The sequence below is a fragment of the Sagittula sp. S175 genome (assembly GCF_049800975.1).
In the GTDB taxonomy this organism is placed as follows: domain Bacteria; phylum Pseudomonadota; class Alphaproteobacteria; order Rhodobacterales; family Rhodobacteraceae; genus Sagittula.
On the sequence record NZ_JBNAGB010000003.1, the window covers coordinates 14,911 to 28,484 of the forward strand.

Below are 13,574 nucleotides of genomic sequence, written 5' to 3' on the forward strand. Positions count from 1 at the left end.
TCTATTTTTATGGTTTTTGGGGGGTGGGTTTGTGTTTGGGCCCCCCAACCGCCCCCGGCGCGGGCCTGTCGGCCCGCGCGGATGGGGGCGCTGCCCCCATGCCCCCGAGGTATTTTCGAAACCAAAGAAGCAGGGGGGCGCGGCTTTGGCGGGCGTCGTCAGGGCGTCCGGGTCGGGTTGCGGGGGCAAATTGTCAGCCGGCAATTTGGGGCCGCAATCCGCAACTGTTCAGAATCAAGGGCTTATGCTGGCACTGGACGATCGGCTTTCTAAGGCCTATCACGCGGCGCGATAACAGTTTCTTTCCCAGCCGTCCGGAGCCTGCCCATGTCGCGCTATGATCCCGCCAGCATCGAACCGAAGTGGCAGAAGGCCTGGGACGAGGCCCTGACCTTCAAGGCCACGCGCGAGGGCGGCAAGCCCAAGTATTACGTGCTGGAGATGTTCCCCTATCCCTCGGGCCGCATCCACATCGGCCATGTGCGCAACTACACCATGGGTGACGTGATCGCGCGCTACAAGAAGAACAACGGGTTCAACGTGTTGCACCCGATGGGCTTTGACGCCTTCGGGATGCCGGCGGAGAACGCAGCCATGGCGTCCGGCGGGCATCCGAAGGATTGGACCTACGGCAATATCGAGACCATGGTGGGCCAGATGAAGCCGCTTGGTTTCGGGCTCGACTGGTCGCGGATGTTCGCGACCTGTGACCCGGAGTATTACGGCCAGCAGCAGGCGTTGTTCATCGACATGCTGGCCGAGGGGCTGGTCTATCGCAAGAACGCCGTGGTGAACTGGGACCCGGTCGACATGACCGTGCTCGCCAACGAGCAGGTGATCGACGGCTGCGGCTGGCGCTCGGGCGCGCCGGTGGAGCGCAAGGAACTGACGCAGTGGTTCTTCAAGATCTCCGACATGGCGGGGGAGCTGCTGGACGCTTTGGAAGGGCTGGACGACTGGCCCGCCAAGGTGAAGACCATGCAGGCCAACTGGATCGGTCGCTCGCGCGGGTTGCAGTTCGCATGGTCGCTGACGGCGCCGACGCATGGGGTCGACACTTTGGATGTCTATACGACGCGGCCCGATACGCTTCTGGGGGCGTCTTTCCTGGGTCTGTCGCCCGATCATCCGCTGGTCAAGGCGCTGGAGAAGGACGACGCGGGTCTGGCCGCTGCCGTGGCGGAGATGCGCAAGGGTGGCACCACAGAAGAGGCTTTGGAAAAGGCCGAGAAGCTGGGCTATGACACCGGGTTGAAGGTCCGCCATCCGCTTGATCTGTCGTGGGAAATTCCGGTCTGGGTGGCGAACTTCATCCTGATGGATTACGGCACCGGGGCGATCTTTGGCTCGCCCGCGCATGACCAGCGCGATTTGGATTTCTGCCGCAAGTATGGCCTGCCGGTGAAGGATACCTTCCTGTCGCTGAGCGACCCGAAGCCGGTGACGGACACCGCCTTCATCCCGCTCAAGTCGGAAAAGGTGAAGTGGCTGAACCACTTCGCGGGGCTGGACGAGGCGACCGGGCAAGAGGCCGTGGACGTGACCATCGACTGGATGGAAGCGCGTGGTCTGGGCACGGGCGTCGAGAAGTTCCGCCTGCGCGACTGGGGCCTGTCCCGTCAGCGCTATTGGGGTTGCCCGATCCCGGTGGTGCATTGCGAGACCTGCGGCGTGGTGCCGGAGAAGAAGGAAAACCTGCCCATCGCGCTGCCCGATGACGTGTCGTTCGACATTCCCGGCAACCCGCTGGACCGCCACCCGACCTGGCGCGATTGTGCCTGCCCGTCCTGCGGCAAGCCTGCGAAGCGCGAGACCGACACGATGGACACCTTCGTCGATTCGTCCTGGTATTACGCGCGCTTCACCGCGCCGCGCGCCGAGACCCCGACGGACATGGAAGACGCGAAGTACTGGATGAACGTCGACCAGTACATCGGCGGCATCGAGCACGCGATTTTGCACCTGCTCTATTCGCGCTTCTTTGCGCGGGCGATGATCCGCACCGGCCACCTGCCGGAGACCGCCGCCGAGCCGTTCAATGCGCTGTTCACGCAGGGCATGGTCACGCACGCGATCTACCAGACGAAGAACGCCGAGGGCCGCCCGGTCTACCACTATCCCGAGGATGTGGAGCTGCGCGAGGGCAAGGGCTTTCTCAAGGATGGCGCGGAGGTGGAGATCATCCCCTCGGCCAAGATGTCGAAGTCGAAGAACAACGTCGTCGACCCGATGAACATCATCGCCACCTACGGCGCGGACACGGCGCGCTGGTTCGTGCTGTCCGATTCGCCTCCCGAGCGGGACGTGGAATGGACCGCCGCCGGGGCCGAGGCCGCGGCGAAGCATCTGGCGCGGGTCTACCGCATCGCCGCCGAGGTGGCGGAGTCCGATGTGCCGGAGACGCCGGAAGACGCGGCGCTGCTCAAGGAAACCCACAAGGCGATGCAGGATGTGACGTCCGGCGTGGAATCCTTTGGCTTCAACGCGGCGATTGCAAAGCTTTACGCCTTTACCAACGCGCTGTCGAAATCGCGCGCAGGCACCGAAACCAAACGGTTCGCGGCAAAGACGCTGGCGCAGCTGATGTCCCCGATGACGCCGCACCTGGCGGAGGAGATGTGGCAGATCCTTGGTGGCGAGGGGCTGATTGCCGATGCGCCCTGGCCCAAGCCGGACGAGGCGATGCTGGTCGAGGATACGGTGACGCTGCCGATCCAGGTGAACGGCAAGCGCCGCGGCGAGATCGACGTGCCGAAGGACATGCCCAAGGAAGAGGTTGAAAAGCTCGTCCTTGCCCACGATGCTGTGGTGAAGGCCCTCGACGGGGGCCAGCCGAAGAAGCTGATCGTGGTGCCGGGGCGGATCGTGAATGTGGTGGTCTGAGACTGACAGGAAGACGGCGCCGGGCCAGAGCCGGTGCATGGCCCGGCGTGCAGCCCTGTTGGGGCTTCTGGTGCTGGCGGGCTGCGGCTTTACCCCGGTTTACGGGCCGGAGGGCGGCGGCACCCAGTTGCTGGGGGCCATTGCGCTGCCCGCACCGGGCGGCGACGAGGCCTATATCTTCAACCAGCGGTTCGAAGAGCGGCTGGGGCGCGTGCGGGATACGGCGATCTATGACCTGTCCCTGCAATTGCAGATGACGCCGCAGGATATTGCGATCACATCGACCGGTAACACGACGCGGGTGCGGCTGGTCGGGCGGGCGTTCTTTGCGCTGAAGGACAAGGCGACGGGCAAGGTCCTGCACGAGGGGCGGACCAATGCCTTTACCGGGTATTCCACCACCGGGTCGACCGTGGCGACGCGGGCGGCCTATCGGGATGCGCGCGAAAGGCTGATGGTGATCCTTGCGGACCAGGTGATCGACGACCTGATCCTGAATGCGCCGGACTTTACCGACAGCGCCTCATGAAGCTGTCCCCGCGCGAGGCCGATGGATTCTTTCGCAAGCCCGACCCGAAGGTGCCGGGTGTGCTGATCTATGGCGAGGACACCATGAAGGTCGCGTTGAAGCGGCAGGAGATGGTGCTGGCGCTGATCGGGCCGGAGGGCGAGGCGGAGATGCGCTTTACCCGGCTGACCGGCAGCGATCTGAAGTCCGACAAGGCGGCGCTGCTGGACGCGGTGAAGGCGGTGGGGTTCTTTCCCGGGCCACGCGCGGTGCTGGTCGAAGAGGTCAGCAACGACCTTGCGCCGGTGGTGAAGACCGCGCTGGACGACTGGCGCGAGGGGGATGCCACGATCATCGTCACGGCGGGCGCGCTGAAGAACACCTCGGCGGTGCGCAAGCTGTTCGAGAGTTCGAAAAAGGCTTTGGCGGCGGCGCTTTACGACAACCCGCTGACCCGGTCGGAGATCGAGGACGAACTGAAGCGCGCCGGGATCGCAGAGGTCGGGCGGGACGCCATGGGCGCGCTGGAGGTGCTGGGCCGGGAACTGACGCCGGGCGACTTTCGCAAGACGCTGGAGAAGGTCGCGCTGTACAAGCTGGGGGACACCGCGCCGCTGTCGGTCGAAGACGTGGACTTGATGGCCCCGGCTTCGGTCGAGGCGGATATGGACGACGTGTTTCACGTTCTGGCCGAGGGCAGGACGGGGGAGATTGCCCCGATCATGCAGCGGCTTGCGGCGCAGGGCGTGACTCCGGTGACGCTGCTTATCATGGGGACGCGGCATTTCCGGACGCTGTATACGCTGGCCTCGGCGCAGGGGGGACCGGCGGCGGGGATCGGGCGGCTGAGGCCGCCGCTGTACGGCCAGCGCCGGGATCGCATCCTGAGACAGGCGCAGGGCTGGTCGGTGGACCGGCTGGAGCAGGCGCTGACCCTGCTGATGGACACCGACCTGACGCTGCGGTCGGCGGGGCAGAAGGCACCGGCGCTGGCGTTGGTGGAGCGTGCCTTTGTCCGTTTGGCGCATCTGGCGGGGCGGCGCTGAGCCTTTTCTGATGCTGGGTGCCTTGGCGGGGCAGTTGCCCTATGGGTATGGGGGGCAGTTGCCCTACGGGCATGGGCGACAAGCCGCCTGTGCTGTAAAGCGATGCTTGCCTGACTTTCGCGCCTCCGGGACAATGATTGCGGTATCAAGCGGTTGATCTTACCATTGGGAGTAGACATGGCTTACACGGTCCACGGCGCTGTGCGCAGCCGCGCCTTTCGCGTCCTGTGGATGCTCGAAGAGCTGGGGGAGGCGTACAGGCATGTGCCGTCGGCGCCGCAGTCCGAGGAGATCCGCGCGGTTTCGCCCGCCGGGAAGGTGCCGGTGCTGGAGGTGGACGGCACCTGCATCCGCGACAGCGCGGCGATCCTGACGTTCCTTGCGGACCGGCACGGGCAGTTCACCGCGCCTGCGGGAACCGTTGAGCGCGCGCTTCAGGATGCCATGACCTTTCGCGTGCTGGACGAGATCGAGACGCCGCTGTGGTTCGCCACGCGGCACACGTTCGTGTTGATGCCCGAAGACCGGGTGCCCGAGGTCAAGGCCACCTGCCGCAGCGACTTTGCCCGCGCGGTGGAGGCGTTGTTTGCCGAGGTGACGGGGCCGTTCCTGATGGGCGAGGCGCTGACGGTGCCGGATTTCATCCTTGGCCATTGCGGCGGCTGGGCACATACCGCGAACTTCCCCGAACCGATCCCCGCCTTTGCCGAGTATCTCGACCGGCTGCGCAACCGTCCGGCCTTTCAGAAGGCGCTGGGGTAGCCTGGTTTCGCCGTGACCTGTGACCCGTGGCCCCGGCGACCGGGGAGGGGGCGCTGCCCCCTCTGGGCCGCAGGTCCGGGTGGCCGTCAGGCCTTGTCGGTGACGTTTTCCTTGAAGGCCTTTTCGAAGGCGGCCTGCTTTTCCGGGCCTGCTTCGGTCTGGTTGAGGTTTTTCCAGTCGTCGTAGGGCATGCCGTAGTAGATTTCGCGGGCCGCGTCCTTGGACATGTCGATGCCGCGCTCGTTGGCGGCCTCCTGATACCAGCGGCTGAGGCAGTTGCGGCAGAAGCCGGCGAGGTTCATCAGGTCGATGTTCTGCACGTCGGGCCGGTCCTGCATCAGGTGCTGGCGCAGGCGGCGGAAGGCGGCGGCTTCGATTTCGAGGCGGGTCTGGTCGTCCATCTTGGGTCTCCTCAGGCTTTGACGTGGGTAAGAGCCTCGGCCAGCATCGGCGCGAGACGTTCGCCCCAGTCCTGCTGCTGGTCGGGCGTGGCAATCAGGTCCTGGCGCAGTTCGATCAGCGTGTTGGCGCGTCCGTGTTTCAGGGCATGGGTGTCGATGCTGTCGCCGGGCAGGTGGCCGGGATAGGGTTCGTTGCGGCCGACCACGAGGTCGGGCTGGGCTTCGAGTGTGGCGATCAGCGGATCGGACAGGCGGGCGTCCCAGGCGTGCAGGATGCCGATGTGCCAGGGACGCGGGCGACGGCCGCGCAGTTGCGGGGTAAAGCTGTGCACCGCGACGATCACCGTATCGGGCTGCCGACCCGCCAGCCGTTCCAGCGCCGCGTGATAGGGGCGGTGGTAGGCGTTCAGGCGGCGTTCCTTCTCGTGGCCGTCGGTGGGGCGGTTGCCGGGGATCACCGAGCCGTCATAGAGGCGCATCAGGACCGTGGGGTCATCCTCGCCCCGGTTGGGGTCGATCACGAGGCGCGAGAAGTTGGACAGGATCACCGGGGCGTCGAGCGCTTTGCCCAGTGCCCGGGAAACGCCCGCGGCGCCCGGATCATAGGCAATGTGGCGGGCCATGTCGGTTTCGGGCAGGCCGAGCGTGCCGCCGCAGTCCGGCGGGACAACGTTCGTGGCATGGTCACAGGTGATGAGAAAACGGGAGGGCCGCGTTTCCCCTTCGATAAAGAATGGCTGGTAGGTCATGGTCTCGTCATCTCTGTCCCGTTACATCTAGGCGATGGGCACGCGGATGAAAATGGACGACGAAAAGGGATGTTCCGTTGCGTGTGCTGCGGAAATACGCGATAAGCCGGGCGTGTTAGCGGTAACGTACTGCCGCGCGCGCCACTGGACCGATGTGAGGAAGGCAGGGACATATGAAACGCGACCGTAATGTAAAGATCGTGGCCACGCTGGGCCCGGCTTCCTCGACCTACGAGATGATTCGCGCGCTGCACGAGGCAGGGGCGGACGTGTTCCGTCTGAACATGTCGCATGGCACCCATGAGGATATCGAGGCGCGGCACAAGATCATCCGGCAGGTGGAGAAGGACCTGGACAGCCCGATCGGCATCCTGGCCGACCTTCAGGGGCCGAAGCTGCGGGTGGGCGAGTTCAAGAACGGCTCCGAAGAGCTGGAGTGGGGCGCGACCTTCCGTCTGGATCTGGATGACACCCCCGGTGACGTCACGCGCGTGCAACTGCCGCACCCGGAGATTTTCGCCGCGCTGGAGCCCGGCGCGCATCTGCTGGTGAACGACGGCAAGATCCGCCTGCGCGTCACCGACTGCGACAAGGAGCACGCCACCTGTACGGTCGAGGCGGGCGGGACGATTTCCAACCGCAAGGGTGTGAACGTGCCCGACGTGGTGTTGCCGCTGGCGGCGCTGTCCGAGAAGGACCGCCGGGATCTGGAATTCGCCTGTGCGCTGGGCGTGGACTGGCTGGCGCTGTCCTTTGTGCAGCGTCCCGAGGATGTCGAGGAAGCGCGTCAGCTGGCCGGGGGCCGTGCGGCGGTCATGGCCAAGATCGAGAAGCCTTCGGCGGTCGAATATTTCGACGCGATCCTCGCGGCGGCGGATGGGATCATGGTGGCGCGGGGCGATCTTGGCGTGGAACTGCCGGTGCACTCCGTGCCCCCGATCCAGAAGCGCCTGGTGCGCAAGTGCCGCGCGGCGGCCAAGCCGGTGATCGTGGCAACGCAGATGCTGGAATCGATGATCGAGAGCCCGATGCCGACGCGGGCCGAGGTGTCGGACGTGTCCGGCGCGATCTACGAGGGCACCGACGCGATCATGCTGTCGGCGGAATCGGCGGCGGGCCAGTACCCGATCGAGGCGGTGTCGACCATGGACAACGTGGCGAAGTCGGTCGAGAGCGATCCGACCTATCGGTCCGTGATCGAGGCGTCGCGCTCGGCGGCGCGGCACACCATCGCGGACGGTATCGTCGCGGCGGCGCGTGAAATCGCGGAAACCACCGACATCAAGGCGATCTGCTGCTTTACCTCCTCGGGGACCACGGCGGCGCTGACCTCGCGCGAGCGTCCGCGCGTGCCGATCATCGCCATGACGCCGCAGCGTGGCACCGCGCGGCGGCTGACCCTGCATTGGGGCGTGCAATGCGTCATCGCCGGCGAGCTGGAGCGGTTCAAGCAGGCGGTGGTCAATTCCGCGCGTGCGGCGCGGGCGCTGGGCTTTGCCACCGAGACGGACCAGATCGTCGTGACGGCGGGTGTGCCTTTCAACCAGGCGGGGACGACGAACATCCTGCGCGTGGCCCCCTGCGACGAACGACTGATCTTCCGCACCGATCCGGAGTGATCGTCGCAACACGGCATGAACGGCCCCGGACCACGGTCCGGGGTCTTTTTGCTTTCGGGGTTTGCCTTGCCGCTCCGGCCCTGCCAAGCTGGCAAAGCGGCAGGGAAGGGGAACCGGGCATGGATAGCGATACGGCACTGGTGAGCGGCATGCTGCTGGTGGTTCTGTCCATTCCCGCGCTGCTGTCGGCATGGTCGGACAAACGGTTGCCCGTCATCGGGACGTTGTTGCTGTTCATAGGCTGCGCTCTGGCGGTCTGGGCCTGGCGCATGAAGCCCGGTGGCTACTCGCTGGACCAGATGCCGGAACTGATCTACGGAACGATTGCCCGCATCCTGCCCTGAGCTGGCCCTGAGCTGGCCCGGATTCCTTCCCGGTGAGGGAAGGTGCGGGAATTGACCCTTGCCAAACCCTCCGGTCCTTCGTATAGGGCGCGCTCCAACCGCGCGGCCGGCCTTCTTAGGCATGCCGAGTCGCGCCAAGAACGGAGATCCGAAATGCCCAAGATGAAGACGAAGTCGAGCGCCAAGAAGCGCTTCAAGGTCACGGCGACCGGCAAGATCATCGCTGGCCAGGCGGGCAAGCGCCACGGCATGATCAAGCGCCACAAGAAATTCATCCGCGACGCGCGCGGCACGACGACCCTGTCGGCCCCCGACGCGAAGATCGTCAAGGGCTACATGCCCTACGACCGCTAACCGCTAGTCAGGAGATACAGATATGTCCCGAGTCAAGGGCGGTACCGTCACCCACGCGCGCCACAAGAAAATCATCGACCAGGCCAAAGGTTACTATGGCCGCCGCAAGAACACCTTCAAGGTGGCGGCACAGGCAGTCGACAAGGCGAACCAGTATGCAACCCGCGACCGCAAGGCCCGCAAGCGCCAGTTCCGCGCGCTGTGGATCCAGCGGATCAACGCTGCTGTTCGTCTGAACGACGAATCGCTGACCTATTCGCGCTTCATCAACGGCCTGTCGAAGGCTGGCATCGAAGTCGACCGCAAGGTCCTGGCCGACCTGGCCGTGCACGAGCCGGAGGCATTCGCTGCCATCGTCGCTCAGGCCAAGGGCGCGCTGGAAGCGGCGTAAGCCTTTCGAGCAGAGAATACGGAAGGGCCGTCCCAGTTGGGGCGGCCCTTTCGCGTTTCAGCTGTTGTCCTATGTGGCCTCGACCATATCGAACCGCCCCGCGCGCAGGCGCCACGGTCGTCGACCGACGGGGGAGGGTGATCGCGTCACGACTTGCAGCGGCATGCCGGTGCCCGGCAGGCTGGCCAGACTGGGCCAGACGGGGCCAGTCGGCAGGTGAGGCTTGCCCCGACGGTGATCGGCTCACGTCCGGTGAGGCAGGCGCGCGGCAGGCGGCGGATCAGGGTTTTGGTCAACGGCCATGCTCGCGGTCGGTCAACCATGATCACGGGAAGCTGGCCTTTCGGGCGTTGATGGGTGCGGGGCTGTCAGCCGCGCCCGGTGGGCTGTTGCGTGACTTCGAATTCGACGCGGCGGTCCACCACGTCGTAGTGTTCGCAGTTCTCTCTGTGGCCTTCGAGGTGGGATTTCGCGGTGACCTGGCTGGCGGGTATGCCCTGGGCGATCAGCGTGTCATGCACGTTGCGCGCCCGCTGCCAGCTGAGCGAGAGGTTGGCTGTCGGGTTCCCGGTCGGGTCGGTGAAGCCGTAGATCGTGACCTGCGCGGCGGGGCAGGCGCGGAGCATGCGGCCAAAGGCGGCGATGCGCAGCCGTCCCTCGCCGGTCACCGCCGAAGAGGCCTCGTCGAAGTAGATGCGCGTGCGGTCGGCCACCTGTTGCAGCTCGGCGACGCAGGCAGTGCTGGCGGGGATCTGGAGGGCAGCGTGGCTGTCGTATGTGTCCGGTAGCGGGTGGGTGAGCGCGGCAGGACGGGCTATGGGCGGCGTTGCGGGGATGCGCGACGCGGCCAGAGGCTGCACCTGCGGGCTGTTAGACGAGAGGATGACGCGCTGGTCCGTGCCGGGGAGGGTGTCCGACGGGGTTTCCGGCGTGGTCGCAGGCGTGGCATCCGCTGTAGCCTTCAGGCGCAGCGGTTTGGCGGGCTCGGAGGCGAGCGGAGAGGCACTGCCGCGCGTCACGAGGTCTTCGCCGTCGAAAGAGGTATCCGGCGGGGCGTTCTTGGTCATGTGGACGACGGGCTCGGTCCAGACCGGGCGGGGCTGAGGTCTGGCATCGACAGCCGGGGCGGAGAGGCCCGGCGGGCGCGATGACTGTTGATCGGTGTAGGCGATCTGGACGGGGGCGATCTGGACGGGGGCGATCTGAACGGGGGCGGCCTGTGCGGCGGGCTGGAACGATGCGACCTGCGGTGCCGCATCGGCCCTGCCGTCGTTTCGCGGCAGCCCCAGCCCGACATATCCCGCCGTGGCCACCGCCATACCGGCCAGAGTATAGGTCATCATGCGCACAACGGCGCCGCCTGCGTCCTCACGCATTCTGCTCATCCCCTTTAACCAATGCCCCTTCGCTATCCGAAGGTGTCGTGCAAATCTCTACTTTTAGGTAGGGTATCATGATCTGGGCGATTTACCATAGGTCAACGCGACACTTGGTAGGATTTGTGAATTTGGTTAACGGGCGGTTAATGCACCGCACATGGGTCAAGCAGGGTGCCTGCGGGTCTCTGACCCTTGCCCTTGCGACCTGCCCCGGCTAACAGGCGACCAAGACCAAAGGAGAGCGCGATGGACGATCTACGCGGCAAATACCTGGAGCTGATCTCGGGCGCCTCGAACGAGGGTGCGCTGGAGGACCTGCGCGTCCAGGCGCTGGGCAAGAAGGGCGAGATCAGCCTGATGATGCGCGAGCTGGGCAAGATGAGCCCGGAAGAGCGCCAGACGGCCGGCCCCGCGCTGAACGCGCTGAAGGACGAGATCAACACCGCCCTGACGGCGAAGAAGGCCGCGCTGGCCGATGCGGCGCTGGACGAGCGCCTGCGGACGGAATGGCTGGACGTGACTCTGCCGGTGCGCCCGCAGCGGCAGGGGACGATCCACCCGATCAGCCAGGTGACCGAAGAGATCACCGCGATCTTTGCCGAGATGGGGTTCTCGGTGGCCGAAGGGCCGCAGATCGACACGGATTTCTACAATTTCGACGCGCTGAACATCCCCTCGCATCACCCCGCGCGGGCCGAGATGGACACGTTCTACATGCACCGCGCCGAGGGGGATAACCGCCCGCCGCATGTGCTGCGCACGCATACCTCGCCGGTGCAGATCCGGCACATGGAAAAGCACGGCGCGCCCTGCCGGGTGATCGCGCCGGGACGTGTGTATCGCGCCGACTACGACCAGACCCACACGCCGATGTTCCACCAGGTCGAGGGCCTTGCCATCGACAAGGACATCTCGATGGCGAACCTGAAATGGGTGCTGGAAGAATTCTTCTCCGCCTTCTTCGAGATCGACGGGATCAAGACGCGCTTCCGCGCCTCGCACTTCCCCTTCACCGAGCCGTCGGCCGAGGTGGACATCCAGTGTTCTTGGGAAGATGGCCAGCTGAAGATCGGCCAGGGCGATGGCTGGCTGGAGGTTCTGGGCTCGGGGATGGTGCATCCCAAGGTGCTGCGCGCTGCCGGGGTGAATCCGGAAGAGTGGCAGGGCTTTGCCTTTGGCATGGGGATCGACCGGATCTCGATGCTGAAATACGGCATCCCCGACCTGCGCGCCTTCTTTGACAGCGACCTGCGCTGGCTGCGGCATTACGGGTTTGCGTCGCTGGACGTGCCGACGCTGCACGGTGGCCTTTCGCGCTGAAGGCCTGGTTCTGAATGGAAAACGCCGGGGTTTTGCCCCGGCGTTTTGCTGTCTGCGGTGCTGTCAGGCGGGCGCCGGGAAGACGCGCCCGTCCATGAGTTTTCGGGCCGTGCGCAGCGTGCCCGCGCCGGTGATGGTGCCATCGGGGGCGCGGTCCAGCAGCACCTCCGCCGCGCCGCCGGGGTGTTCGATGGCAAAGCGGGTGTCGTCGGGCAGCACCGCGAGTTCTGCCGCCGGTCCTTCGGCCAGCGTGCAGGCGGCGGCGACGGTGGTGGCGGCAAAGACCCCGATGGAGGCATGGCAGCGGTGCGGAATGAAGCAGCGCGTGGTCACCACGCCGCCGGCCTGCGGCGGCGAGACAAGGACCATCTTGGGCACGGATTTCCCGCTCACATCGCCCAGACCCATCAAGGGACCGGCCTGCAGGCGGATCGCCTCGACCCGGGCCCTCAGAGCGGCGTTGCCGTCGAGGGTGGCGCGATCCTCGGCGCCCGCGACGCCAAGGTCAGTGGCCCTGACGATCACGCAGGGCATTCCGAAGTCGATCAAGGTGACGCGGGTGCCCTCGATCAGGTCGACCGCGCGGCCCGTGGGCAGCATCGCCCCGCACATCGACCCGGCCAGTCCGGTGAACATCAGCGGCACTGGCGCATGCTGGCCCGGGACACCGTCGATGCGGGCGTCTCCGTCATAGCTGACCCGCCCGCCCGGTGTCTGCACCCGCGCGACAGAGACCTCGCCGGTGTTCAGCATGTGGATGCGCACAGGGGTCTCGCCGTCCTGCGCGGCGACCAGCCCGCGTTCGATGGCGGCGGGGCCGACACAGGCCAGGATATTGCCGCAGGCCTGCGCGTCGCTGACGATGGCCTGATCCACGAAGACCTGCAGGAAGAGATAGTCCACATCCGCGTCGGGGCGGGTCGAGGGCGCGAGGATCGCCGCCTTGGAGGTCAGCGGATCGGCGCCACCCATGCCGTCGATCTGGGTCGCGCTGGGGGTGCCCATGATGCGCATCAGCAGCGCGTCGCGCCGGGCGGGATCGGAGGGCAGGTCGGAGGCGAGAAAGATGCCGCCTTTCGACGTGCCGCCGCGCATCCAGAGGCAGGGGATGCCGTCCTGAAAATCACTCATATCTGAGACCTTTTTCGGCCAGTCGTCCGCGCATGTCGTAGATGTCGAGGCCCAGTTCACCGGAAGCGAAGCGCTGGCGCTTGGCCTCCTCGGCGTCGAGACGCTTTTGCGCGGCGGTCATGACGGTTTCGGCATTGGCCCGAGGCACCACGCAGACGCCATCGTCATCGGCGACGATCACATCGCCGGGGTTCACGACAGCCCCGGCGCAGACCACGGGCACGTTGACGGAACCGACCGTCTCCTTGATGCAGCCCTGCGCGGAGATCGCGGTGGACCAGACGTAAAACCCCATGGCCCGCAGGTCGCGCGTGTCCCGGACCCCGGCGTCGATGACCAGCGCGCGGCACCCCCGCGCCATGGCCGAGGTCGCCAGAAGGTCGCCGAAATAGCCCATGTCGCAAGGGGAGGTCGGGGCGAGCACCATGATGTCCCCCTCCTGCAACTGCTCGATGGCGACATGCAGCATCCAGTTGTCACCCGGCGCGGCGGATATGGTCACCGCGGACCCCGCGAAGGACACGTCCTGCTGGATTGGCCGCATCTGCGCGCCCATCAGACCGGTGCGGCCCTGCGATTCATGCACCGTGGCGACGCCCGCCGCTCCGAGCCGCGCAATCAGATCCTTCGGAGCGCGGTCAATGTGTTGCCTGACGATCCCCATGGCGGGTCTCCCTTGTCTTGGGG

14 protein-coding genes are annotated in these 13,574 nt (G+C 66.1%); 9 read left to right on the forward strand and 5 right to left on the reverse strand.

What is annotated here, in order from left to right:
- Positions 1 to 327: 327 nt before the first annotated feature.
- From leuS to ACP16H_RS04925, 4 genes are all read left to right on the forward strand, one after another.
- A complete protein-coding gene (gene leuS / locus ACP16H_RS04910; RefSeq protein ID WP_425071147.1) occupies positions 328 to 2,883 on the forward strand; it encodes a leucine--tRNA ligase in 2,556 nt (851 codons plus the stop codon).
- Between the two features lie 37 nt (positions 2,884 to 2,920).
- Positions 2,921 to 3,412: an LPS assembly lipoprotein LptE gene (gene lptE, locus ACP16H_RS04915; protein ID WP_425071148.1), complete on the forward strand. Its 492-nt coding sequence runs from the start codon at positions 2,921 to 2,923 to the stop codon at positions 3,410 to 3,412.
- Positions 3,409 to 4,437, forward strand: coding sequence for a DNA polymerase III subunit delta (gene holA / locus ACP16H_RS04920; protein ID WP_425071149.1), 1,029 nt, complete (start codon positions 3,409 to 3,411; stop codon positions 4,435 to 4,437). Before lptE ends, holA begins: the two co-directional genes overlap by 4 nt.
- 177 nt (positions 4,438 to 4,614) lie before the next feature.
- Positions 4,615 to 5,199 (forward strand): glutathione S-transferase family protein, encoded by a 585-nt coding sequence (locus ACP16H_RS04925; RefSeq protein ID WP_425071150.1) that lies wholly within the window; start codon positions 4,615 to 4,617, stop codon positions 5,197 to 5,199.
- Positions 5,200 to 5,285: 86 nt separating this feature from the next.
- Here ACP16H_RS04925 and ACP16H_RS04930 read toward each other — a convergent pair whose 3' ends face one another.
- Together ACP16H_RS04930 and ACP16H_RS04935 are read right to left on the reverse strand one after the other, a co-directional pair.
- The gene (locus ACP16H_RS04930; protein ID WP_425071151.1) at positions 5,286 to 5,600 is read right to left on the reverse strand and encodes a DUF1244 domain-containing protein; all 315 of its coding nucleotides are present in this window, start codon (positions 5,598 to 5,600) and stop codon (positions 5,286 to 5,288) included.
- Between the two features lie 11 nt (positions 5,601 to 5,611).
- On the reverse strand, positions 5,612 to 6,349 hold the full coding sequence (locus ACP16H_RS04935; protein WP_425071152.1) for an N-formylglutamate amidohydrolase: 738 nt from the start codon (positions 6,347 to 6,349) through the stop codon (positions 5,612 to 5,614).
- Between the two features lie 173 nt (positions 6,350 to 6,522).
- Between ACP16H_RS04935 and pyk the strand changes: the two genes are divergently transcribed.
- The 4 genes from pyk (at position 6,523) to rplT (ending at position 9,057) form a co-directional block, all read left to right on the forward strand.
- A complete protein-coding gene (pyk, locus tag ACP16H_RS04940) occupies positions 6,523 to 7,968 on the forward strand; it encodes a pyruvate kinase (RefSeq protein WP_425071153.1) in 1,446 nt (481 codons plus the stop codon).
- Between the two features lie 119 nt (positions 7,969 to 8,087).
- Positions 8,088 to 8,312 (forward strand): hypothetical protein, encoded by a 225-nt coding sequence (locus ACP16H_RS04945; protein WP_425071154.1) that lies wholly within the window; start codon positions 8,088 to 8,090, stop codon positions 8,310 to 8,312.
- 153 nt (positions 8,313 to 8,465) lie between these two features.
- Positions 8,466 to 8,666 carry a 50S ribosomal protein L35 gene (gene rpmI / locus ACP16H_RS04950; RefSeq protein WP_425071155.1) on the forward strand — a complete coding sequence of 67 codons (201 nt, stop codon included), beginning with the start codon at positions 8,466 to 8,468 and terminating at the stop codon, positions 8,664 to 8,666.
- A gap of 22 nt (positions 8,667 to 8,688) precedes the next feature.
- Positions 8,689 to 9,057, forward strand: coding sequence for a 50S ribosomal protein L20 (gene rplT / locus ACP16H_RS04955; RefSeq protein ID WP_425071156.1), 369 nt, complete (start codon positions 8,689 to 8,691; stop codon positions 9,055 to 9,057).
- Positions 9,058 to 9,425: 368 nt separating this feature from the next.
- On the opposite strand, the gene ACP16H_RS04960 is transcribed toward rplT, so the two are convergent.
- Positions 9,426 to 10,433, reverse strand: coding sequence for an OmpA family protein (locus tag ACP16H_RS04960; protein ID WP_425071157.1), 1,008 nt, complete (start codon positions 10,431 to 10,433; stop codon positions 9,426 to 9,428).
- A 249-nt stretch (positions 10,434 to 10,682) separates the two neighbouring features.
- Between ACP16H_RS04960 and pheS the strand changes: the two genes are divergently transcribed.
- Positions 10,683 to 11,756, forward strand: coding sequence for a phenylalanine--tRNA ligase subunit alpha (gene pheS, locus ACP16H_RS04965; protein ID WP_425071158.1), 1,074 nt, complete (start codon positions 10,683 to 10,685; stop codon positions 11,754 to 11,756).
- A 63-nt stretch (positions 11,757 to 11,819) separates the two neighbouring features.
- Here pheS and ACP16H_RS04970 read toward each other — a convergent pair whose 3' ends face one another.
- Both ACP16H_RS04970 and ACP16H_RS04975 read right to left on the reverse strand, forming a co-directional pair.
- The gene (locus ACP16H_RS04970) at positions 11,820 to 12,887 is read right to left on the reverse strand and encodes a 4-oxalomesaconate tautomerase (RefSeq protein WP_425071159.1); all 1,068 of its coding nucleotides are present in this window, start codon (positions 12,885 to 12,887) and stop codon (positions 11,820 to 11,822) included.
- The gene (locus ACP16H_RS04975) at positions 12,880 to 13,551 is read right to left on the reverse strand and encodes a 4-carboxy-4-hydroxy-2-oxoadipate aldolase/oxaloacetate decarboxylase (RefSeq protein WP_425071160.1); all 672 of its coding nucleotides are present in this window, start codon (positions 13,549 to 13,551) and stop codon (positions 12,880 to 12,882) included. The genes ACP16H_RS04970 and ACP16H_RS04975 overlap by 8 nt, the downstream gene beginning before the upstream one ends.
- Positions 13,552 to 13,574 lie beyond the last annotated feature (23 nt).

Bases quoted from the DNA above. Each gene is read 5' to 3' on its own strand.
- ACP16H_RS04945 (WP_425071154.1), top strand. From the start codon at position 8,088: ATGGATAGCGATACGGCACTGGTGAGCGGCATGCTGCTGGTGGTTCTG.
- pheS (WP_425071158.1), top strand. From the start codon at position 10,683: ATGGACGATCTACGCGGCAAATACCTGGAGCTGATCTCGGGCGCCTCG.
- ACP16H_RS04930 (WP_425071151.1), bottom strand. From the start codon at position 5,600: ATGGACGACCAGACCCGCCTCGAAATCGAAGCCGCCGCCTTCCGCCGC.
- leuS (WP_425071147.1), top strand. From the start codon at position 328: ATGTCGCGCTATGATCCCGCCAGCATCGAACCGAAGTGGCAGAAGGCC.
- ACP16H_RS04970 (WP_425071159.1), bottom strand. From the start codon at position 12,887: ATGAGTGATTTTCAGGACGGCATCCCCTGCCTCTGGATGCGCGGCGGC.
- rpmI (WP_425071155.1), top strand. From the start codon at position 8,466: ATGCCCAAGATGAAGACGAAGTCGAGCGCCAAGAAGCGCTTCAAGGTC.
- ACP16H_RS04925 (WP_425071150.1), top strand. From the start codon at position 4,615: ATGGCTTACACGGTCCACGGCGCTGTGCGCAGCCGCGCCTTTCGCGTC.
- pyk (WP_425071153.1), top strand. From the start codon at position 6,523: ATGAAACGCGACCGTAATGTAAAGATCGTGGCCACGCTGGGCCCGGCT.
- ACP16H_RS04935 (WP_425071152.1), bottom strand. From the start codon at position 6,349: ATGACCTACCAGCCATTCTTTATCGAAGGGGAAACGCGGCCCTCCCGT.
- ACP16H_RS04975 (WP_425071160.1), bottom strand. From the start codon at position 13,551: ATGGGGATCGTCAGGCAACACATTGACCGCGCTCCGAAGGATCTGATT.
- lptE (WP_425071148.1), top strand. From the start codon at position 2,921: ATGGCCCGGCGTGCAGCCCTGTTGGGGCTTCTGGTGCTGGCGGGCTGC.
- ACP16H_RS04960 (WP_425071157.1), bottom strand. From the start codon at position 10,433: ATGCGTGAGGACGCAGGCGGCGCCGTTGTGCGCATGATGACCTATACT.
- holA (WP_425071149.1), top strand. From the start codon at position 3,409: ATGAAGCTGTCCCCGCGCGAGGCCGATGGATTCTTTCGCAAGCCCGAC.
- rplT (WP_425071156.1), top strand. From the start codon at position 8,689: ATGTCCCGAGTCAAGGGCGGTACCGTCACCCACGCGCGCCACAAGAAA.